The sequence below is a fragment of the Aeromonas sp. sif2433 genome, from assembly GCF_019218705.1.
GTDB lineage: Bacteria > Pseudomonadota > Gammaproteobacteria > Enterobacterales > Aeromonadaceae > Aeromonas > Aeromonas encheleia.
On sequence record NZ_JAHUXD010000003.1, the window covers coordinates 301,353 to 322,015 of the forward strand.

16 protein-coding genes and 1 riboswitch are annotated in these 20,663 nt (G+C 63.8%); of the genes, 4 read left to right on the top strand and 12 right to left on the bottom strand.

The features are described 5' to 3' along the window. Positions 1–114: 114 nt before the first annotated feature. From thiH to KW825_RS06880, 9 genes are all read right to left on the bottom strand, one after another. The gene (gene thiH, locus KW825_RS06840; RefSeq protein WP_371315786.1) at positions 115–1,383 is read right to left on the bottom strand and encodes a 2-iminoacetate synthase ThiH; all 1,269 of its coding nucleotides are present in this window, start codon (positions 1,381–1,383) and stop codon (positions 115–117) included. Beyond that, positions 1,380–2,147 (bottom strand): thiazole synthase, encoded by a 768-nt coding sequence (locus KW825_RS06845; RefSeq protein ID WP_218291018.1) that lies wholly within the window; start codon positions 2,145–2,147, stop codon positions 1,380–1,382. The genes thiH and KW825_RS06845 overlap by 4 nt, the downstream gene beginning before the upstream one ends. A gap of 1 nt (position 2,148) precedes the next feature. Next, the gene (thiS, locus tag KW825_RS06850) at positions 2,149–2,349 is read right to left on the bottom strand and encodes a sulfur carrier protein ThiS (RefSeq protein WP_218328726.1); all 201 of its coding nucleotides are present in this window, start codon (positions 2,347–2,349) and stop codon (positions 2,149–2,151) included. A 2-nt stretch (positions 2,350–2,351) separates the two neighbouring features. Continuing rightward, positions 2,352–3,131, bottom strand: a complete 780-nt coding sequence (locus tag KW825_RS06855) for a HesA/MoeB/ThiF family protein (RefSeq protein WP_218328727.1) — start codon at positions 3,129–3,131, stop codon at positions 2,352–2,354. Continuing rightward, complete coding sequence (gene thiE / locus KW825_RS06860; RefSeq protein WP_218328728.1) at positions 3,121–4,707, bottom strand: thiamine phosphate synthase; 1,587 nt, start codon at positions 4,705–4,707, stop codon at positions 3,121–3,123. Before thiE ends, KW825_RS06855 begins: the two co-directional genes overlap by 11 nt. Continuing rightward, on the bottom strand, positions 4,704–6,758 hold the full coding sequence (gene thiC / locus KW825_RS06865; protein ID WP_305730738.1) for a phosphomethylpyrimidine synthase ThiC: 2,055 nt from the start codon (positions 6,756–6,758) through the stop codon (positions 4,704–4,706). Before thiC ends, thiE begins: the two co-directional genes overlap by 4 nt. Positions 6,759–7,037: 279 nt before the next feature. Beyond that, a riboswitch (TPP riboswitch) is annotated at positions 7,038–7,151 on the bottom strand. A 291-nt stretch (positions 7,152–7,442) separates the two neighbouring features. Next, positions 7,443–8,924, bottom strand: coding sequence for an aerolysin family beta-barrel pore-forming toxin (locus tag KW825_RS06870; RefSeq protein WP_218328729.1), 1,482 nt, complete (start codon positions 8,922–8,924; stop codon positions 7,443–7,445). 304 nt (positions 8,925–9,228) lie between these two features. Beyond that, entirely contained in the window at positions 9,229–9,708 is a 480-nt protein-coding gene (locus KW825_RS06875; RefSeq protein WP_218328730.1) for a hypothetical protein, read from the bottom strand. Positions 9,709–9,795: 87 nt separating this feature from the next. Next, the gene (locus tag KW825_RS06880) at positions 9,796–10,212 is read right to left on the bottom strand and encodes a hypothetical protein (protein ID WP_218328731.1); all 417 of its coding nucleotides are present in this window, start codon (positions 10,210–10,212) and stop codon (positions 9,796–9,798) included. A 90-nt stretch (positions 10,213–10,302) separates the two neighbouring features. On the opposite strand from KW825_RS06880, the gene KW825_RS06885 reads away from it, so the two are divergent. Further along, entirely contained in the window at positions 10,303–10,995 is a 693-nt protein-coding gene (locus KW825_RS06885; RefSeq protein WP_218328732.1) for a response regulator transcription factor, read from the top strand. Between the two features lie 15 nt (positions 10,996–11,010). Next, positions 11,011–12,261, top strand: coding sequence for a HAMP domain-containing sensor histidine kinase (locus KW825_RS06890; protein WP_218328733.1), 1,251 nt, complete (start codon positions 11,011–11,013; stop codon positions 12,259–12,261). Between the two features lie 63 nt (positions 12,262–12,324). Here the strand turns inward: KW825_RS06890 and rimK are convergent, their stop codons facing one another. The 3 genes from rimK to metH all read right to left on the bottom strand — a co-directional run bounded on the left by rimK (position 12,325) and on the right by metH (position 18,156). Then, positions 12,325–13,221, bottom strand: coding sequence for a 30S ribosomal protein S6--L-glutamate ligase (rimK, locus tag KW825_RS06895; protein ID WP_033131517.1), 897 nt, complete (start codon positions 13,219–13,221; stop codon positions 12,325–12,327). 114 nt (positions 13,222–13,335) lie between these two features. Further along, positions 13,336–14,400, bottom strand: a complete 1,065-nt coding sequence (locus KW825_RS06900) for a Gfo/Idh/MocA family oxidoreductase (RefSeq protein ID WP_218328734.1) — start codon at positions 14,398–14,400, stop codon at positions 13,336–13,338. 72 nt (positions 14,401–14,472) lie between these two features. Beyond that, on the bottom strand, positions 14,473–18,156 hold the full coding sequence (gene metH, locus KW825_RS06905) for a methionine synthase (RefSeq protein WP_218328735.1): 3,684 nt from the start codon (positions 18,154–18,156) through the stop codon (positions 14,473–14,475). 204 nt (positions 18,157–18,360) lie between these two features. Here metH and KW825_RS06910 point away from each other — a divergent pair, with 204 nt between their 5' ends. Both KW825_RS06910 and KW825_RS06915 read left to right on the top strand, forming a co-directional pair. After that, positions 18,361–19,638, top strand: a complete 1,278-nt coding sequence (locus KW825_RS06910) for a sodium:proton antiporter (RefSeq protein WP_218291006.1) — start codon at positions 18,361–18,363, stop codon at positions 19,636–19,638. A gap of 787 nt (positions 19,639–20,425) precedes the next feature. After that, a complete protein-coding gene (locus KW825_RS06915; protein ID WP_218328784.1) occupies positions 20,426–20,599 on the top strand; it encodes a hypothetical protein in 174 nt (57 codons plus the stop codon). Positions 20,600–20,663: the final 64 nt, after the last annotated feature.

Here is a 20,663-nt window from a genome sequence, read left to right on the forward strand (position 1 = left end):
TTTTAAAACCCCTAGCAGACAAAAAAATAACAGGATGCAATGAACACAGTTAAATGCATCCTGTTATAGCCAGCCAGAAACCTATATACGCTGTGGTCCAGCTAACTGGCTTTATTACCTCCCCAAAAACGGTTCCCAATCCTTGAACACCGGCTGCAATCCGGCCTGCCGCACGGCATTGGCCACATCCCCCACAGAACGATCATCGTGGATGGCGAACTGCTCCAGCTCCTCCTCATCCCCTTCCGCGTAGCCGCCCGGCTGGGTGCGCGACTCCGCCGACATCTGGGTGATGCCGAGGCGCAGGGCACCGTTGCGGAAGGCCGGCGACTCCCGGGTGGAGAGAGACAAGTCCAGGGTCGGCGAGAGCAGCCGCCAGGCGCAGATGAGCTGCACCAGCTGGCGATCCGTCATGGTCACCTCGGGCTGCAAACCGCCGGTGCAGGGCCGCAGCCGCGGGAACGACAAGGAATAGCGGCTCTGCCAGTGGTGGCGCTCCAGCCAGCTCAGGTGCTCGGCCACGAAATAGCTGTCGGCGCGCCAGTCCGGCGACAGGCCGATCAGGGCGCCGAGGCCAATCTTGTCGATGCCGGCGCGGCCCAGCCTGTCCGGGGTGGCGAGGCGCCACTCGATATCCTGCTTGTTGCCGCGCAGGTGGTGGCGGGCGTAGGCCGGGGCATGGTAGGTCTCCTGATAGACCATGACCGCATCGAGGCCCAAGGTCTTGAGCTCGGCATACTCGGCCTGCGACAGCGGCTGCACCTCCATCGCCAGGGTGCTGAAGTGGCGGCGGATCTGTGGCAGGTGCTGGCGAAAATAGGCCATGCCCACCTTGGTCTCGTGCTCGCCGGTCACCAGCAGCACGCTGTCGAAGCCGCGCGCCTTGAGGGCCAGGCATTCACGCTCGATTTCCTCGGCATTCAGGGTCTTGCGCTTGAGGCGGTTGCTCATGGAGAAGCCACAGTAGGAGCAGTCGTTGGCGCAGAGGTTCGACAGATAGAGCGGCACGTAGAAGCCGACCGTGTTGCCGAAACGCTGGCGGGTGAGGCGCTCCGCCAGCTCCGCCATCTGCGGCAGGAAGGGCTCGGCGGCCGGGGAGATCAGCGCCATGAAGTCATCCAGGCCGCGCCGTGGGTTGGCCAGCGCCAGCTCCACGTCCCGCGCCGTCTTGGCGCGGATGCTCATGCCCACATGATCCCAGTCCAGCTCGCGCCAGCGGTCGGCAAAATCCAACCCCCTCCCGGCCTCCCCCTTGGGAGGGGGAGGAGCGCAGGGCTCGACCAATTCAAGTGCCGCTTCAGCCGGTTCCCTCACCCCCGGCCCCTCTCCCAATGGGAGAGGGGAGCATGCAGACACCACATCTTGCCCCATGCTCTGGCTCATAGCGCCTCCAGAAAATCGGTGAGCGGGCTGGAGGCTTGGGCCTGGCTACCGCGCGTCCCCAATCCGGCCAGATAGGCGCCGCGACCCGCCTCGCAGGCCAGCGCGAAGGCGCGACCCATGGCGACCGGATCCCGGCTCACCGCGATGGCGGTGTTGACCAGCACGGCGTCGGCGCCGAGCTCGAAGGCCGCCGCCGCGTGGCTGGGGGCCCCTATGCCCGCATCCACCACCACCGGCACCCGGGCCTGCTCGACGATGATCGACAGAAACTCCCGGGTCACCAGCCCCTGATTGGAGCCGATGGGGGCGCCGAGCGGCATGACGGCGGCGCAGCCCACCTCCTCGAGCCGCTTGCACAGCACGGGATCGGCACCGCAATAGGGCAGCACCACGAAGCCTTCTTTCACCAGCTGCTCCGCAGCCTTGAGCGTCTCTATGGGATCGGGCAGCAGGTACTTGGGGTCGGGGTGGATCTCGAGCTTGAGCCAATTAGTGCCGAGCGCCTCGCGGGCGAGCCGGGCGGCAAATACCGCCTCGGCGGCGGTCTTGGCGCCCGAGGTGTTGGGCAGCAGCTTGACCCCGAGCCTGAGCAAGGGGCTCAGGATATCGTCGTGGCGCTTGCCCGGCTCGAGGCGCTTGATGGCCATGGTCACCAGTTGGGAGCCGCTCGCCTCGATGGCGGCGGCCATCAGCTCCGGACGGGCGAACTTGCCGGTGCCGGTGAAGAGGCGCGATGAAAAACTGTGGTTCGCAATGGTCAGCATGTCAGCCTCCCGCAATGGCGGTAAAGAGGTGGATCTCGTCCCCGTCACCGAGTCGGGTCTCGGGCCAGCGGCCGCGGGGCAACACGGCGCCGTTGAGGGCCACCGCCACCCCCTGAGGGGCAATCTCCTGCATCGCCAGCAGTTCAGTCAGGCTCTGGCCGGTGGGCAGAGTCAGCTCGATATCGTTCAATCGGATCTTCATGGTTAATCCTTCAGGGCCGGGTTGGCGCTGCCGCAGATCGGGCAGGCAGGATCGGCGGGCAGCTGCAGGCACTGCCACTCGTGGCGCAAGGCATCGAAGCGGCGCAGGGTGCCCGCCACCGGGCTGGGCCGCCCGAGTAGCAGCCTGAGTGCCTCTAGGGCCTGCAAGGAGCCCATCACGCCGACCAGGGGGCCTGTGACGCCGCTGCGCTGGCAACTCTCTTTAATCTCGGTGTCCGCCGGGTAGAGGCAGGCGTAGCAGGCGTGCTCCGACGCGCTTCGCACCATCAGCTGGCCCTGCCAGCCGACGGCGGCGGCGGAGATCCAGGGTTTGCCCTGGGCTACGCAGGCGGCGTTGATGGCGTGGCGGGTCGCCAGGTTGTCACAGCAGTCGATCACCAGATCCACCTCGGCCACAAAGGCCGGCAGGCTCTGTTCATCGAGGCGCTGGTTGATGGCGATCAGCTCCACCAGCGGGTTGTGGGCCGCCAGTCGCTCCCGGGCCAGCTCGGCCTTGGAGCGGCGCAGGCCCTCGCCATCGAACAGGATCTGGCGCGGCAGATTGCTGGAATCCAGGATGTCGCCATCGGCGAGCCAGAGGGTGCCGACTCCGGCCCCGGCGAGATAGAGCGCCAGCGGCGAGCCGAGGCCACCGAGACCGACGATCAGTACCGACTTGCCCTTGAGCCGCGCCTGCCCCTCCTCCCCGATCTCGGCGAGCATCAGCTGGCGGCCATAGCGCAGATACTCTTCGTCACTTAGAGATGCCTCGTCAGAGAGCATGGCTGGCCTCCTTTTCCTGGTTCGGCAGGGCCGACAGTGGCTCGTCCCCGGCTCCGACGGCGGCCAGCAGACGGGCGGTGGCCCCCTGCCAGTCATCGCTGGCGGTGATGGCCGAGACCAGCGCAATACTGCCGATCCCGCTCGCCTTGACCGCCGCCACCCGCTCTTCACTGATGCCACCTATGGCGACGGTGGGCCAATCACGCATCAGGGCGCGATAGTGGTGCAGCCGCACCAGCCCCTGGGGACGGGACGGCATCTGCTTGGTGTTGGTGGGGAAGATATGGCCGAGGGCGATGTAAGAAGGTGCCAGTTCCCGGGCCCGCATCAGCTCGAAGTAGCCGTGAGTGGAGATGCCGAGGCGCAGGCCGGCGGCCTGGATGGCGGCGAGATCCGCCGTCTCCATGTCCTCCTGGCCCAGGTGCACACCGTAGGCGCCAGCCTCGATGGCTTGCTGCCAGTAATCGTTGATAAAGAGCCGGGCCCCGAAGCGGCGGCCCAGCGCCACCGCCTCGGCGATGGCGGGCATCACGGCGTCGGCGGGCAAGTCCTTGATGCGCAGTTGCAGTGTCTTGACCCCGGCTTTCAACAGCCGCTCGAGCCACGGCACCGAATCCACCACCGGATAGAGGCCGAGATCGTGTTCGGTCGGGGCAAAGGGTCCCTCCGGTAGACGGGCCTCGCTGGCGGGATAGAGGCCGAAGCGGTGATCCAGCGCAGAGCCCGCCAGCAGGGCGCGGGGGAAGTGAGCGAGATCCCCGGGCCAGCCGAGGTGGGCGATGGGGCCGGGGCCGGCCCCTACCCCCTGCGCGGCCGCCAACCCTTGCTGCAGGTAGGCGCGCGCCAGGGTGATGGCGTCTTCCACCGGGTAATCCAGCGCCTGGACCGCGGCGATGGCGCTGGCGTAACAGCAGCCGGTGCCGTGGCCGTGGCGGGTATCGAGCCGTGGCGCCGCCAACCAGAACTCCCTGTGCTCATCCTGGTAGTAGTCGAGGCAGAGCTCGCCACTCCACGCCAGATGCCCCCCCTTGACCAGCACGGCGCGGGCGCCGAGTTCGCGCAGCCGGGCGGCCCCCGCCCGCACCAGCGCAGGGCTGGTCGCCGGGATGCCGGTCAGTGCCTCCAGCTCGGGGCCGTTGGGGGTGATGAGAGACAGCCTTGGCAGCAGGTGCTCGCGCACCGCCGCCAGCATGTTCGGCTCGGCCATGGGGGTGCCGCTGCTGGCGATGGCCACCGGGTCATAGACCACGAAGGGGGCGGCGATCACCTCCAACCGGCGTGCCAGCACCTCCACATGGAGCCGGGTCGGCAGCAGGCCTATCTTGATGGCGGCCGGCGGCAGATCGACGCCGAGGGCGTCGATCTGGGCGCAGAAGCTCTGCATCAGCACGGGATCCACCATCTTCACCGCCACCGAGTTCTGGGCGGTGATGGCGGAGATGACGGAGCAGCCGTGCACGCCGAGGCTGTGCATGCTGTGCAGATCGGCCTGAATGCCGGCGCCGCCCCCCGAGTCGGAACCGGCTATGGTCCAGACGATGGGTTTGGGCGCCTGCGGCGAAACCATTGGAGTCATGATTCTTCCCGCTCCTGCTTGAGGGCCGCCGCCTGATGGTAGAGCTCGCCCCCCTTCTCCTTGAAAGTTTCCGCCATCTTGGCCATGCCGCTCTCCACCTCGGCCTGCACCCGCTGTTGCTGGCCATCCATGCCCACCAGCTTCACCTCTATGGTCTCCAGCTTGGCGGCATCGAGCTTGGCGGCGTAGTCACGTACGTCCTGGGTGATCTTCATGGAGCAGAACTTGGGGCCGCACATGGAGCAGAAGTGGGCCACCTTGCCGGACTCCTGGGGCAGGGTCTCGTCGTGGTAGGCACGGGCTGTCTCGGGATCCAGCGCCAGGTTGAACTGATCCTCCCAGCGGAACTCGAAGCGCGCCTTGGACATGGCGTTGTCGCGGATCTGGGCGCCGGGGTGACCCTTGGCGAGATCGGCGGCGTGGGCGGCGATCTTGTAGGTGATGAGCCCCTGCTTGACGTCTTCCTTGTTCGGCAGCCCCAGGTGCTCCTTGGGGGTGACGTAGCAGAGCATGGCGCAGCCGTACCAGCCGATCATGGCGGCACCTATGCCGGAGGTGAAGTGATCGTAGCCGGGGGCTATGTCGGTGGTGAGCGGGCCCAGGGTGTAGAAGGGCGCCTCGTGGCAATGCTCCAGCTGCTCCGTCATGTTGCGCTCAATCATGTGCATGGGCACATGACCCGGCCCCTCGATCATCACCTGGACGTCGTACTCCCAGGCGATCTTGGTGAGCTCGCCCAGGGTGTGCAGCTCGGCGAACTGGGCCTCGTCGTTGGCGTCATAGACGGAGCCGGGACGCAGGCCATCCCCCAGAGAGAGCGCCACGTCATAGGCGGCGCAGATCTCGCAGATCTCGCGAAAATGCTGGTAGAGGAAATTCTCCTGGTGGTGGGAGAGGCACCATTTGGCCATGATGCTGCCGCCACGGGAGACGATGCCGGTGAGGCGCTTGGCTGTCATGGGCACGTAGCGCAGCAGGACGCCGGCGTGGATGGTGAAGTAGTCCACCCCCTGCTCGGCCTGCTCCAGCAGGGTGTCGCGGAACAGCTCCCAGGTCAGATCCTCGGCGATGCCGTTGGTCTTCTCCAGCGCCTGATAGATGGGCACGGTGCCGATGGGCACAGGGCTGTTGCGCAGGATCCACTCACGGGTCTCGTGGATGTAGCGGCCGGTGGAGAGATCCATGACGGTGTCGGCGCCCCAGCGGGTGGACCAGACCAGCTTCTCGACCTCCTCCTCGATGCTGGAGGTCACCGCCGAGTTGCCGATGTTGGCGTTGATCTTCACCAGGAAGTTGCGGCCGATGATCATCGGCTCGGCTTCCGGGTGGTTGATGTTGCTGGGGATGATGGCACGGCCGGCGGCCACCTCATCGCGCACGAATTCGGGGGTGATGTTGCCCGGCAGGCGGGCGCCGAAGCCCTGACCCGGATGTTGGCGCAGCAGCAGTTCGGAGCGCACCCGCTCGCGGCCCATGTTCTCGCGAATGGCGATGAACTCCATCTCGGGGGTGACGATACCCTGGCGGGCATAGTGCAGCTGGGTCACCCGGCGACCCGGCTTGGCACGCAGCGGCTTGGGCAAGTTATCGAAGCGCAGGTGATCCAGCCCCTCGTCGGCGAGACGCTCCTGGGTGAAGGCGGAGCTCAGGCCATCGAGGGACTCGGTGTCGCCCCGCTCCAGCACCCAGGCTTCCCGCAGGCGCGGCAGGCCGCGGCGCACGTCGATCTCGGCCTGCTCGTCGCCGTAGGCGCCCGAGGTGTCGTAGACCGGCACCGACTCATTGGCCTCGAACTTGGGGTGCTCCTCGCTGCCACCGACGAAGGTGTCGGCCAGGGAGATCTCCCGCAGCCCGACCCGGATGTCGGGGCGCGAGCCCTGGATGAAGATGCGTCTGGAGTTGGGATGGGCCATGCCCTTGAGGTTATCGATAAAGCGCTGGGCGCTGGCACGCTGCTGGCGACGGCTGGCGACGGCTGGCTTGATCTGTTCAGATACGGCGTTTTCTGAAACGGACTGTGCTTCTGGAGCGGACTGTACTGGGGTAGACATAGCAAAACTCACATTAACTGGTTGAAGTTATGGGTGTTTGCTTGTCTGGAGTTCGAGGAGAAGTGATGAACCTGTGGGTGAGATGTGCTTCAAGAGGGAGCGAGCCCAGGATCTGTGCTTCCCTGCTCTGCTGTCTGGATCCCCCCTGTTCGGGCGGGCCGTGCGGCGCCTCTATGGACAGACCGGACGGGACAGACTCCCTCTCGTGCGCCCTGACTCATCGCGGGATTGACCCCTTCGATGAGCGGGAGAGGCTTGTCCCTCTCCCCGCGCGGCAACCCACTGGTTACCCTTGTTTCCCTTCGCAGGTTCTAGCCTGATCAGGTTCCACGGATCCCGAATTAACGGTCTCAGCTTCGCGTCGTTCGACGGTCGGCACTCCGACAAGATGGCGCCAGTATAAATGGGGTTTTACAAAGTACAAGGCATTAACACCGCAGACCAGTGGGGATTGGGCAAGCTGCTGTGGCTCGGAACCCGAGTGCGGATCATGGGGACGATCGTCAGTCAGCATAGGGCGCCCTCTATGGCGGGCACTGAGGGTCAACCCGCTCACCCTCGCCTAGTCAGCGACCCTTGCGCAGGACAGACGGCATGCCAGCACAAGGCACTAAAAATATGAATGCCAGCAAATAAAAACCGGGACAAAGCCCGGTTTCACATCATGGTTTCACTGCCACAGAGTTACTTGTCGGTAGCGGGTTCCAGCGTGATCTGGACGTTGTCAAAGCCCAGTCCGGAGAGTTCGCTGGCATCGAGCGGGATCTCCAGGCGCAGGCCCGTCGCCGGGCCGTCGACGCTGCGAGCACGACGCGCCTTGCTGTCGCCGCCGATGGGCACGGGCGCACCTATCTCGATGTTGCCGGCGAACTGGCTCTCGGCGTGGAAGTCCCCCGTGATGCTGGCGCGCACCGGGCGCAACACCCTGGCCAGGGCGTTCTTCATGGTGTCGGCACCGTTCTGTTGTATGGTCCAGTTCCAGTCCCACCACTTCACCTCACCCGGGATGTAACGCTTGTCCCACTGGTAACGGATGCTGCTCGCCTTGTCCTTGAACGGGCCTATGGTGAAACTGTGGTTCCAGGTCGGCCGGTTGTCCGGATGGGTGTGCCAGGCGTTGCCGCCCCAGCGCAGGAAACCGTTCAGGGCGAGATCGTAGCTGACGTCCGCCTTGAACTCGTAGGGGTAGGAGATGTTTGCCTTGTAGAGCTCGATCTTCACCGGGATCTTCGAGTGGGCGGGCACGGTCGGGCGCGCCGACTGGGAGAGCGAGGTGGTAGTCGCCCCACCGTTCTGCTGAGCCCAGGACTGGCTCGCGGCGATCTCGATGGAGAGTTCGGTCTCACCCACCAGCGGCCACTTGAACTTGTTCTTGGTGGAGACCTTCTCGCTCAGGCCATAGGTGTTGGTCTTGGACCAGTTGGTGGCCGTGTCGTAGCGCAGGGTCACGTCATAGCCGGACTGGGGCGTGTCGCTGTCGTTGACGGCCCAGCCCACCACCGTCTTGATCAGGACGCGATCGGACTGGGTCACCTCACCGTGACTGAAGCTCTCGGGATCCAGGGTGTAGGCGAAGTTGCTGACCCGGATGCTGCTCTTCTCGCCGCAGCGATAGCCGTCGCAGCCGCCGCCGTTGTTGCCACGGATCAGCCAGCCTCCGCCGTCCTGAGTCACGTCCATGTCCTCACCCACGTAGGGGCTGTGGTCGCCACCGACCCAGGCATAGCCGAGATAATGGGCAAGGTAGCTGGCCGGCTTGATGAAATTGGCACTGTCATGCACCAGCCGCCATTGCACGTCCACTTCATCCCCATCTGGAATATTCAGCGCAGGCAATACGGGTATTTCACTGGTGACCGGATTGGTCGGATAACACCAGGTATCCGAGGCCGATCCGGGTTTTATTTCACCGTTGTAACCCGATCCCATGATCACCCAGTTATTGGCCAAACCACTTATTTGCCACTGGCCCATCATGCCCACAATATTATTGCGGACACTCTGCGCTTCTTCCCGATTGATCGGACGATAGTTGGTACCACAGACCTCTTTCCCGAGCGAGAAGAGACGCAGTTGGTCAGGATAGACGGGCTCGGCCCCATGGGCCTGGCTCATCAACAGCGTCGAAATGGTCAACGCCAAACCCGTTATTTTTAGTTTATCCATAGCTCCCCCAATATTGTAGGCATAGACATGCAAATGCTATTTATCTTGCTGCATGCCAGGGGGACAATATCAGCCACACAAGCCTACGAATGCGATCGGATCCACACTTTAATTATTCATGAATGGTGTAAACACAATTAACAGGCAGGTTATTAATTAATGATAAAACAAATATCAGAGTCATTGCTTTATTATTAAATTTATAACTTTTGTGGTGTTAAAGTTTTTAATTATTGAATGTAAACGTCAGCGATACTCGGCCAGATTACATATCCGCCAAGTGACTGAGCCATATTCTGGCTATTTATTCGGGATCCTCTTCCGGATTGGGGATCAGCACCTCGGTCAAGCGTCCATCCTCATCGCGGCTCAGCACCAGCCTGAGGCCCGGTTGCAGGTCGGCGGGGCTGCCGTTGAGCCAGCGGGTGCCGGCATCGAACACCAGCACTCCCAGCTCCTGCAACAGCAAGGTCTCCCCTGCGGTGGCGACCAGACTGTCCTCTGCCCGCAGCCACTGGCTGCTCTGCGCCAGATCCGGCGCCGTGGCGAGTACCCGGATCTGCTGGGCAACGCCGTACCGGCTCAGGATGGCGAGCCGCATGCCGGGCCTGAGATCGTCGGGTTGGCTCACCCCGGTCAACGCGGCACTGCCCAGCTCCAGTTCGGCACCCTGAAACTGCAGATGGATGCCGTCGTTGTGCTCCAGCTCCACCAGCCAGAGTTCGGCCTCGGTGGCCAGGGTGCAAAACGGTAACACCCACAGCAGCAATGCGGTTCTGGTCATAGCAAACAGGCCCATGGTCAACCGGCGATGAGGTTTAACTATGGGCCTGGATGGGCACTTTTTCCGGTCGGCGCTGCTGTGGGCGCCTCAATCATCTTCACGGCAGCGGCTCAGACGCATGCCATCGAATCGGCACTCCAGCTCCAGCCAGCGCCCTTCGAACGGCGCCAGGCTGTCGTCCGAGGTGACATAGCCCCAGATCCGCCCCTGGGCCACAGGTCCTTCCAGCTCCATCTGGTCTTTTTCTTCCAGCGTCTCCACCTCGCGGATCAGCCGCTGCTCCCCCTGCACCACCCCTTCCAGATCGACCCAGCTGCCCCCGAGATCGTCTTCACTCAGCCCATCCTTGAAGCGGGTCTGGCCGTCGATCGCGAAGGGGATGCCGTTGACCATCAGCTGGCCCAGTTGCCAGCTGGTGCGGCCGGTCAGCTTGAACTCGGCCGACTGCACAGTGCCAAATGGCAGCAAGATGAGCAGCAGGAGAGCACAGAGAGGCTTCTTCATCGGGGATCCTCGGGGTTACACTGGCACACAGGATGGCGTATCCGCTGTGAAATAACCGTGAAATATCGGTCGAGACCAGGAGATCAGAACATGAAAATACTGGTGGTGGAAGACAATCCCCAGGTCGCGGAAACCATCATGGATTATCTGGAGCTGGCAGGGCACCGACTGGACTGCGCCTATCACGGCCAGGCCGCCCTGCAGTTGCTGGCGGAGCAGCGCTTCGACGTCATCATCATGGATGTGATGATGCCGCGCCTCGATGGCCTGCGCACCGTCGAGCGGCTGCGGGCCGATGGCATTGCGACCCCCGTGCTGTTTCTCACCGCCCGCGACGGGCTGGACGACAAGCTGGCCGGCTTTCGCGCCGGCGGCGATGACTATCTGGTCAAGCCGTTCGCCATGGAGGAGCTGGAGGTCAGGCTGCAGGCGCTGGCCCTGCGCGGCCCCCGCACCGATCTGGGGGCGCTTCGCTTCGGCGAGCTGGAGGTGGATCCCGCCAGTGGCCGCGCCAGCCGCTCCGGCGTCGAGTTGAAACTCGGCAAGATCCCGTTCCGGATCCTGACCCTGCTCACCCGCCGGGCCCCGGCCCTGGTCAGCCGCCAGGAGGTGCTGGACACCGTCTGGGGGGATGAGGAGCCCGACTCCGATGCCCTGCGCAGTCACATCTATGCCCTGCGCAACACGCTGGACAAGCCCTTCCCCACCCCCATGCTGGAGACCCTGCACGGTCAGGGTTACCGACTGGTGAAGCCTGGGAGCGAGCATGCCAATGACAGCTGACGCGCAGGTGGCGCCATGAGCCTGCCCAGTCTGCGTCGCCGCCTGATCCTGGCGCTGGGCGGGGCCGGGCTGCTGCTGCTGGTGATCCTCAGCCTGCTGATGGTGGTGGCCGAGGACAAGATGGAGGAGCTGAGCCTGCGCCACTGGCTGGAGGCGGAGGTGACCCGCTACAACGACGACTGGCTGCGGCTCGGCACCGCGGCCCCGGCACCCAGCCCGCGTCAATTCTCCAGCTACTGGACCGAGCACGGCCGCCTGCCCGCCTGGCTCAAGGCCTACCAGAGCCCGGGCTTCTTCGAGCACCAGCTCGGCAAGGAGGACAAGCACTTCCTGGTGCGGCCCCACCCCTCGGGCCAGGGCCTGCTCTATCTGGTGTTCAACGATGACGCCGACGACTATCTGGACCCTTACGAAGACAAGCTGCATCTGGTCACCCGCTTGATCGGCCTGGCCCTGCTGCTGGGCTGCATCGCGTTCGGCATCTGGCTGGTGCGCCACATCACCCGGCCACTGGAGCGGCTGCGCCAACGGGTCGCCCACCTCACCCCGGATCAGGCGGACTTCGTGCCGGATGCCCCCTGGCAGGAGCTGCGGGAGATCGAGCTGGCGCTGCTGGCAGGCAAGCAGGAGGTGGCTGCGGTGTTCGCCCGCGAGCAGGAGTTCAGCCGCTTCGCCAGCCACGAGCTGCGAACCCCCAACATGGTGATCCAGGGTTCCGCCGCCCTGCTCGGCAAGGTGACGGACTTGCCCGCCCCCGCCGCTCGGGCGGCCAGCCGCATCCGCGCCGCCAGCGACGAGATGGCGCTGCTCACCGAGACCTTCCTGCTGCTGGGGCGCAAGGAGGCGGTCGAGCGTCCCCCGCAACGGGTGGCGCCGCTGATCCGGCGGGAGCTGGCGCGGCTCGCCCCCCTGTTGCAGCGCGAGAACCTGGACATCCACCTCAGCCTCGACGAGCAGAGCGAGGTGCAGGCCCCGCTCTCCCTGCTGGCCATCGCCCTCGGCAACCTGCTCAAGAATGCCCTCAGCTACGCCGACGGCCACATCGAGATAGTGCTGGCAGGGCAGATCATCACCATCAGCAATCCCACCGCGGCGGCGCCGGATCAGATCCTCGGCTACGGCTGCGGCCTGACCATCATCCAGCGCATCTGCGAGAAGCTGGGCTGGCGGATCGCCACCCGGCTGGAGGGGGGCCTCTTCAGCGCCAGGCTGGAGATGCTGGCCACCCCATCCCCGCTCCCCAACCCCTCCTCCCCGGGCGGCTAAGGCTAGAAACGACAAGGCGCCCGAAGGCGCCTTGTCTGTTCCAATCATCCCTGGTCACCGTCGTCACTCGGCCGGCTTGTGCTTGCGACTCGCCTTGAGCTCCAGGAAGTCGATGATCTTGCCCGCCACGTCCTTGCCGGAGGCCGCCTCCACCCCCTGCAGGCCCGGCGAGGAGTTCACCTCCAGCACCAGCGGGCCGCGGGCGCTGCGCAGAATGTCCACCCCGGCCACATCCAGTCCCATGATCTTGGCGGCCTGCACCGCAGTCGCCCGCTCTTCGGGGCTTATCTTGATCGCCTCGGCGGTGCCGCCACGGTGCAGGTTGGAGCGAAACTCCCCCGGCTGGGCCTGACGACGCATGGCCGCGACCACCTTGCCGTTAACCACCAGGCAGCGGATGTCGGCACCGTTCGCCTCGCGGATATACTCCTGCACCAGGATGTTGTTGTTGGTCTGGATGAAGGCCTCGATCACGCTCTCGGCGGCCTTCTGGGTCTCGCACAGTACCACCCCTATTCCCTGGGTCCCCTCCAGCAGCTTCACCACCAGCGGCGCCCCGCCCACCATGGTGATGAGATCCGGCACATCGTGGGTGCTGTGGGCATAGCCGGTGATGGGCAGGCCTATGCCGTGGCGGGAGAGCAGTTGCATGGCGCGCAGCTTGTCGCGGGAGCGGGAGATGGCCACCGAGCTGTTGAGGGCCATGGTGTTCATCATCTCGAACTGACGCAGCACGGCGGTGCCGTAGAAGGTGATGCTGGCGCCGATGCGCGGGATCACGGCGTCATAGCTCTCCAGCTCCCGTCCTTCGTAATGAATGGAGGGGCTATGGGAGGCGATATTCATGTAGCAGCGCAGGGTGTCGAGCACCTCGACCTGATGACCACGGGCCCGTGCCACCTCGACCAGGCGGCGGGTGGAGTAGTTGTTGGGCTCGCGGGATAAAATGGCAATATTCATGGAAATGGCAGACCTGATAATCGGACTGGAGAGTATAAGGTGCCATGAACGTCTGGCAACGCCAATCCTTTCCCCTCACCATGTGTCTTTCTGCAAGATCGCCCTAAAACAGATTCAATGCGGACCGCGCAGCAGCTGTTGCAGCTCGAGCAGCAAGCCCACCTCCTGCAGGCGGCGGGCCGTGGTCCCCTGCCATCCATTGGCAGGAAGAGGCGCCAGCAGGGTCTCGGCGATGCAGTCGCGATAGAGCGGCCCCAAGTGCTGCCAGCGATGCACCATGCCCTGGTCGTGATGGTGCAGCCACTCCTGGTTACCGCTGCGAAACAGTTCGATGCGGCAGCCATCCTTGAGATGCAGGCAGAGCCCCTTGCGCTCTATGCCGGGGCCGGCGTACTTGTCGAGCCAGAGCGTCAGCGGCACCCCCGCCGCCTCCCCCCGCAGACAGGCGCGCCCTTCGGCGCTGTGCAGATCCCCCCGCAGGATGGGCTGACCCAGCCGATCGCAGACCTCGGAGGCGACCAGTTGCAGGCTGTCGTCCCCGCCGAGGGCCACCAGCAGCTCGCGGATCATGGCCAGCACATGGGTGCCTATGTCGAGGATGACCCCGTCCGGATGGCGAAACTCCCGCTGATCCGGCTCCCCCGTCGCGAAGTTGAGGGCGAAGGGCCGCCCCTGCGCATCGATCCCGCAGGGTTCCAGCAGAAAGCCTTCCACCGCGCTGACATCATCTATGGTCGCCGGGGTGATTCTGGCCTCGTCCCCCGTCAGCAACTGCCAATCGGCCCCCAGCGTGCCGCTCAGCAGCCGTTGCACCGCGGCGCGGGCCATCCAGTGATCCAGCGCCAGCACCCGGCTCGCCTGCGCGGGATCGGCCAGCCGCGCCTGCAGGCTGTCGTGCTGGCTCAGGCTGGCCACCACGGGCTTCTCCACCAGGATGATCGGCACTTCACTAGTCAGCGCCAGCTCCAGCACGGGTAGATGCAGCAGGGAGGGGGTGGCGATGACCAGTCGATCGAGCGGCAGCGCCAGCAGCGCCTCCAGGCTAGGTACCGGGGTCACCCCGGGCAGGGAGCGTGCGGGATCGAATCCCCACAAGGCGACATCGGGCGCCAGGGTATGCAGCGCCGGCAGATAGGCGGTCTCCACCACGGCCCCCAGGCCGACAAATCCAATCTTCATAACGACCTCAATTCAGGTTTGGCCTCGGCCAATCCTGCTCTGCAGGAGGTGCGCCACCAGGGCGCACCCTGTTCAACTCAGGTTAGGCCCCAGCCAGCGCTCGGCCTCGGCCAGGCTCATGCCCTTGCGCTGGGCGTAGTCTTCGACCTGATCCTGCTGGATCTGCGCCACCGCAAAGTACTTGCTGTCGGGGTGGGAGAAGTACCAGCCGGACACCGCCGCCCCCGGCCACATGGCGTAGGATTCGGTCAGCTGCATGCCGATGGCGTCCTCCACCCCCAGCAGCTCCCAGATGCTGCCCTTCTCGGTATGCTCAGGGCAGGCCGGGTAGCCGGGGGCCGGGCGTATGCCCTGATAGTTCTCGCGAATGAGCTCCTCGTTGCTGAGGGCCTCATCCTGGGCATAACCCCAGTGCCGCTTTCGCACCTGCTCGTGCAGGTACTCGGCGAAGGCTTCCGCCAGGCGGTCGCACACCGCCTGCACCAGAATGGCATTGAAATCATCATGCTGGGCCTTGTAGGCGTTGGCGATGGTCTCTTCGCCGATGCCGCCGGTCACGGCGAAGGCGCCGATCCAGTCCGGCTTGCCGCTCTCTTTCGGCGCCACATAGTCCGCCAGGCAGTAGTTGGGGAAGCCCTGCTTCTCGCTCTGTTGGCGCAGGTGGTGCAACACCTTGCGCACCTCGGTGCGCGATTCGTCGGTATAGACCTCGATGCTGTCGCCGACGCCGTTGGCCGGGAACAGGCCTATGATACCGGCGCAGCGCACGCTGCCATCCCGCTCGAGCTGATCCAGCATGGCGTTGGCATCGGCAAACAGCTTGGTCGCCTCCTCACCGACGACGTCGTCCTCCAGGATGCGCGGATACTTGCCCGCCAGCTCCCAGCTCAGGAAGAAGGGCGTCCAGTCGATGTAGGGGCGCAACACCGAGATGGGCACGTTTTCGAAGGTCTGCACGCCCGGCTCGCGGGGGGCTGGCGGCTGATAGCCGACCCAGTCCAACTGCTGGCGGTTGGCGCGGGCATGGGCCAGGCTGACCGGCTTGGATCTCGGTTGCTTGCGGGCATGCTGCTCCCGGGCTATCTCGTACTCCTTGTCGATGCGGGCCACGAAGGCGGGCTTGAGCTCGGGATTGAGCAGGCTCTGGGCCACCCCGACCGCCCGCGATGCGTTCGACACATAGACCACGGGTTCACGGTAGTTCTGCTCTATCTTGACCGCGGTGTGCGCCTTGGAGGTGGTAGCACCACCGATCAGCAGCGGCAGTGTAAACCCCTGACGCTCCATCTCCTTGGCCACGTGCACCATCTCGTCGAGGGAAGGGGTGATCAGGCCGGACAATCCGATCATGTCGGCATTCACCTCACGGGCGGTCTTGAGGATCTTCTCGCAGGAGACCATGACCCCGAGATCGACGATTTCGTAGTTGTTGCACTGCAACACCACGCCGACGATGTTCTTGCCGATGTCGTGCACGTCTCCCTTCACCGTGGCCATCACTATCTTGCCGTTGCTGGAGCCCCCCTCCTTCTCCTGCTCGATATAGGGCTGCAGGTAGGCCACCGCGCGCTTCATCACCCGCGCCGACTTCACCACCTGGGGCAGGAACATCTTGCCCGCGCCGAACAGATCGCCGACCACGTTCATGCCGTCCATCAGCGGCCCCTCGATGACGTGCAGCGGCTTCTCGGCCCCGGCCCGCGCCTCTTCGGTATCCTCTTCGATGAAGTCGGTGATGCCCTTGACCAGGGCATGCTCCAGCCGCTTGCCCACCGGCCAACTGCGCCACTCCTGATCCCGCGGATCCTCGGCCTGGGCACCGGCGCCGCGATACTTCTCGGCGATGGCCAGCAGATCCTCGGTGGCGTTGTCGTTGAGGTTGAGCACCACGGCGATGACTTTCTCTTTCAACTCCGCCGGGATGTCTTCATAGATGGCGAGCTGACCGGCGTTGACTATGCCCATGTCCATGCCGTTCTGGATGGCGTGGTAGAGGAAGACGGCGTGAATGGCCTCGCGCACCGGCTCGTTGCCACGGAAGGAAAAGGAGACGTTGGAGACGCCGCCGGAGATCATGGCGTGGGGCAGGTTGTCCTTGATGTCCTTCACCGCCTCGATGAAGTCCACCGCGTAGTTGTTGTGCTCGTCGATGCCGGTGGCGACGGCGAAGATGTTGGGATCGAAGATGATGTCTTCCGGCGGGAAGCCCACCCTGTCCACCAGGATGCGGTAGGCGCGCTGGCAGATCTCGAACTTGCGGGCGCGGGTATCGGCCTGGCCCACCTCGTCGAACGCCATCACGATGACTGCGGCGCCGTAGCGACGCAGCAGTTTGGCCTGCTGGATGAACTTCTCCTCCCCCTCCTTCATGGAGATGGAGTTGACCACCGGCTTGCCCTGCACGCACTTGAGGCCCGCCTCCAGCACCTCCCACTTGGAGGAGTCGATCATCACAGGCACCCGGGCGATGTCCGGCTCGCCGGCGATCAGGTTGAGGAAGCGCACCATGGCCGCCTCGGCGTCCAGCATCCCCTCGTCCATGTTGATGTCGATGATCTGGGCGCCGCTCTCGACCTGCTGCTTGGCCACGTCCAGGGCCTCGTCGTAGAGCCCCTCCTTGATCAGCCGCTTGAACTTGGCCGAGCCGGTGACGTTGGTGCGCTCCCCCACGTTCACGAACATGGACTCCGCGGTGATGATCAGCGGTTCCAACCCTGACAGCCGGCAGGCCACCGGCAGCTCGGGCAGGGCGCGCGGTCGGATACCCGCCACGGCATCGCTCATGGCGCGAATGTGGGTCGGGGTGGTGCCGCAGCAGCCCCCCACCAGGTTCAGGAAGCCACTCTGGGCCCACTCGCGGATGTGCTCCGCCATCTCTCCCGCATCCAGATCGTACTCGCCGAAGGCGTTGGGCAGACCGGCGTTGGGGTGGGCGCTGACATGGCTCTCGCTGATGCGCGACAGCTCCTCCACGTACTGGCGCAGCTCATCCGGGCCGAGCGCACAGTTGAGGCCGAACGACAGCGGTTTGACGTGGCGCAGGGAATGGTAGAAGGCTTCCGTGGTCTGGCCGGAGAGGGTGCGACCCGAGGCATCGGTGATGGTGCCGGAGATCATCACCGGCAGCGCATAACCCAGCTCTTCGAACACCCCTTCCACCGCGAAGGCGGCGGCCTTGGCGTTGAGGGTATCGAAGATGGTCTCGATCAGTATGAGGTCGGCGCCGCCCTCGATCAGGGCATGGGTCGATTCCGTGTAGGCGGCCACCAGCTGGTCATAGGTGACGTTGCGCTTGCCCGGATCGTTGACGTCCGGCGAGATGGAGGCGGTGCGGTTGGTGGGGCCCAGCACCCCGGCCACGAAGCGCGGCTTGTGGGGCTCTTTGGCGGTCCAGTCGTCGGCGACGGCGCGGGCGAGACGGGCGGCCTCGCGGTTGATCTCGGCGGAGAAGGCTTCCATCTCGTAATCGGCCATGGCGATACGGGTGGCGTTGAAGGTGTTGGTCTCGAGGATGTCGGCCCCGGCGGCGCAATATTGATCGTGGATCTCGCGGATCACCCCGGGTCGGGTCAGCACCAGCAGATCGTTGTTGCCCTTGATGTCGGTATGCCAATCGGCAAAACGCGCACCGCGATAGTCCGCCTCACCCAGCTTGTAGCCCTGGATCATGGTGCCCATGGCACCGTCGATGATCAGGATCCGCTCCCTGAGACAGGCTTCCAGTTTCTTCTTTATGTCCGACTTTATGCTCGACACCGCTCGATCCTCTTACATCCATGCAACTGCGCGTTGCCCATCCTAGCAGCAAACAAATTAAATGGAAATCTAGCCGTCTATCTGTCCGTAGCGATGATTAAATATAACCATAAATAGGTAATGAGTGCACCCTGAGCCGGGAGTACCCTATGCCCGTCCTTAATTCGGACACGTGCTTGCTGTTTACTAAAGAGAAAAATAACTATGAGCGTCTACTACACACTCTGTTTCTTGGCAGCGCTGGCGATCTTCATCGCCTTTGCCAACCAGTATGTTGTGAAGATCCAGACCACCATCGCCATTACCGCAGGATCCATGCTGATCTCCGCGCTGATGGTGCTGTTTGGTAAGTTGGGTTGGTTCAATCTGGAACCTCTGGCCATCGAGACCATGGAGAGCATCGATTTCCAGAATTTCCTGCTGAAGGGGATCCTGGGCTTCCTGCTGTTCGCCGGCGGCCTCGGCATCAATCTGAAGGCATTGCGTAGCCAGAAGTGGGAGATCACCATTCTCTCCATAGTGGCGACCCTGCTCTCCACCTTCATCATCGGCTATGGCTTCTGGTTCATCGCCAAGCTGCTGGGCTGGGAGCTGCCGCTGGTCTACTGCATGCTGTTCGGTGCCTTGATCTCCCCCACCGACCCCATCGCCGTGCTGGCCATCGTCAAGAAGATGAAGGCGCCACCCCAGATCGCCATCCAGATCGAGGGGGAATCCCTGTTCAACGACGGCGTCGGCCTGGTGATCTTCGCCACCGTGTTTGCCGTGGCCTTTGGCGGGGTCGAGCCGACCTTCAGCAGCGTGGCCGGTCTGTTCCTGCATGAGGCCCTCGGCGGCATCCTGTTCGGCGCCGTGCTGGGCCTCATCGCCCACGTGATGATCAGTGCCACCGACGACGGCTCCCTCGAGCTGCTGCTGACCCTCTGCATCCCGACCGCGGGCTTCGCCTTCGCCAACATGATCGGCGTCTCCGGCGCCCTGGCCATGGTGGTCACCGGCATCATGATCGGCAACTGGACCCGCCAGTCCGGCTTCTCCGAGCAGAGCCGCCACCATCTGGATCACTTCTGGGAGTTGATGGATCAGTTCCTCAACGCCCTGCTGTTCCTGCTGATCGGCCTGGCACTGGTGCTGCTGGATCTCGCCTGGCAAGACTGGATCCTGCTGGTCATCGCGGTGCCGCTCTGCCTGGCCGCCCGCTTCATCAGCGTGTCCCTGCCCTACGTCGCCTTCCGCCGTTTCCGCAGCTACAACACCTTCTCCATCCGTATCCTGACCTGGGGCGGCCTGCGCGGTGGCCTGGCCATGGCCATGGCGCTGGCGCTGCCCTCCGGCGTCATGGTGCTGCCGGAGCAGGGTGTCGATCTGCGGGAGGTGATCCTGGTGATGACCTACTCGGTGGTGATGTTCTCCATCGTGGTACAGGGCATGACCATCACCCCGATGATCACCGCGGCCAAGAAGGCCAGCGGTAGCTACTGATCCACGGCGATACATCCCATGCATCAACGAAAAGGGCTCCTAACAGGAGCCCTTTTTCATATCAAATGCCCGCGAGGCCAAGCGGCAAAGTCATGGCAGGAACATGACCATCACGCCAGTGGATCACCGCGGCCAAGCAGGCCGGCGGCAGCTACTGATCCACGGCGATACATCCCATGTATCAACGAAAAGGGCTCCTAACAGGAGCCCTTTTTCATATCGAATGCCCGCGAGGCCAAGCGGCAAAGTCATGGCAGGAACATGACCATCACGCCAGTGGATCACCGCGGCCAAGCAGGCCAGCGGCAGCTACTGATCCACTGCAGTACATCCCATGTATCAACGAAAAGGGCTCCCACCGGGAGCCCTTTTTTCTTGCGCTGGCCAGAACATCAGGGCCTGTGGCTAAATTTCTGCCAAATACAGGTTGCTTTTTATCCATCGTGAGGCGAGAATGCGCCCCGGCTAGTTGATCAGCCCTGTTTATGTTACCCCTGCAATGCTTCACCTTCGGATGAATCCAGCCAGTACCCGCATAACCTCCCTCTGATTTACTCGCCTTGAGAACCGTCAGGCTGTCTGCCTGCGTTGCCCGGCTCTCACGGTGCAGACCCGATCTGCCCACCCAATTTGAACTATGCATCCGCATATTCCTTGATAGTGCAGACGCCCTTGACCGGGCTGGGTATTCCTGCGTGCTTGTTTGCCACATGAGCTGACCGCGCCCATCGACCTACATTTGCCAAAACAAGGAGCAATTACTTAATTTATATAGAGAAATACCATGATGAAAACCATACAAACACACAAACCCCTGCGTCGTAGCAAACCCATCAACCTGCCCCCGCAAGAGCAGGATGACGATTCCTTCCTGATCCAGTTCAGTACCCGTTTCAGCGGTGGCTTCGCCATCTCCTGTGATGGCACCGCTGGCGAGTTCTCCATCGAAGATCTCAACTGATCCCTGCCCAACGGCAGCACCGACGCAGACCGGCCGCAACTCACGGCGGCCCCTTTGCCAGCAA

What these genes read in the sequence shown, in the direction of transcription:
- thiH (WP_371315786.1), bottom strand. Translation starts at nt 1,383, where the DNA reads ATGAGCCAGAGCATGGGGCAAGATGTGGTGTCTGCATGCTCCCCTCTC.
- KW825_RS06845 (WP_218291018.1), bottom strand. Translation starts at nt 2,147, where the DNA reads ATGCTGACCATTGCGAACCACAGTTTTTCATCGCGCCTCTTCACCGGC.
- thiS (WP_218328726.1), bottom strand. Translation starts at nt 2,349, where the DNA reads ATGAAGATCCGATTGAACGATATCGAGCTGACTCTGCCCACCGGCCAG.
- KW825_RS06855 (WP_218328727.1), bottom strand. Translation starts at nt 3,131, where the DNA reads ATGCTCTCTGACGAGGCATCTCTAAGTGACGAAGAGTATCTGCGCTAT.
- thiE (WP_218328728.1), bottom strand. Translation starts at nt 4,707, where the DNA reads ATGACTCCAATGGTTTCGCCGCAGGCGCCCAAACCCATCGTCTGGACC.
- thiC (WP_305730738.1), bottom strand. Translation starts at nt 6,758, where the DNA reads ATGTCTACCCCAGTACAGTCCGCTCCAGAAGCACAGTCCGTTTCAGAA.
- KW825_RS06870 (WP_218328729.1), bottom strand. Translation starts at nt 8,924, where the DNA reads ATGGATAAACTAAAAATAACGGGTTTGGCGTTGACCATTTCGACGCTG.
- KW825_RS06875 (WP_218328730.1), bottom strand. Translation starts at nt 9,708, where the DNA reads ATGACCAGAACCGCATTGCTGCTGTGGGTGTTACCGTTTTGCACCCTG.
- KW825_RS06880 (WP_218328731.1), bottom strand. Translation starts at nt 10,212, where the DNA reads ATGAAGAAGCCTCTCTGTGCTCTCCTGCTGCTCATCTTGCTGCCATTT.
- KW825_RS06885 (WP_218328732.1), top strand. Translation starts at nt 10,303, where the DNA reads ATGAAAATACTGGTGGTGGAAGACAATCCCCAGGTCGCGGAAACCATC.
- KW825_RS06890 (WP_218328733.1), top strand. Translation starts at nt 11,011, where the DNA reads ATGAGCCTGCCCAGTCTGCGTCGCCGCCTGATCCTGGCGCTGGGCGGG.
- rimK (WP_033131517.1), bottom strand. Translation starts at nt 13,221, where the DNA reads ATGAATATTGCCATTTTATCCCGCGAGCCCAACAACTACTCCACCCGC.
- KW825_RS06900 (WP_218328734.1), bottom strand. Translation starts at nt 14,400, where the DNA reads ATGAAGATTGGATTTGTCGGCCTGGGGGCCGTGGTGGAGACCGCCTAT.
- KW825_RS06910 (WP_218291006.1), top strand. Translation starts at nt 18,361, where the DNA reads ATGAGCGTCTACTACACACTCTGTTTCTTGGCAGCGCTGGCGATCTTC.
- KW825_RS06915 (WP_218328784.1), top strand. Translation starts at nt 20,426, where the DNA reads ATGAAAACCATACAAACACACAAACCCCTGCGTCGTAGCAAACCCATC.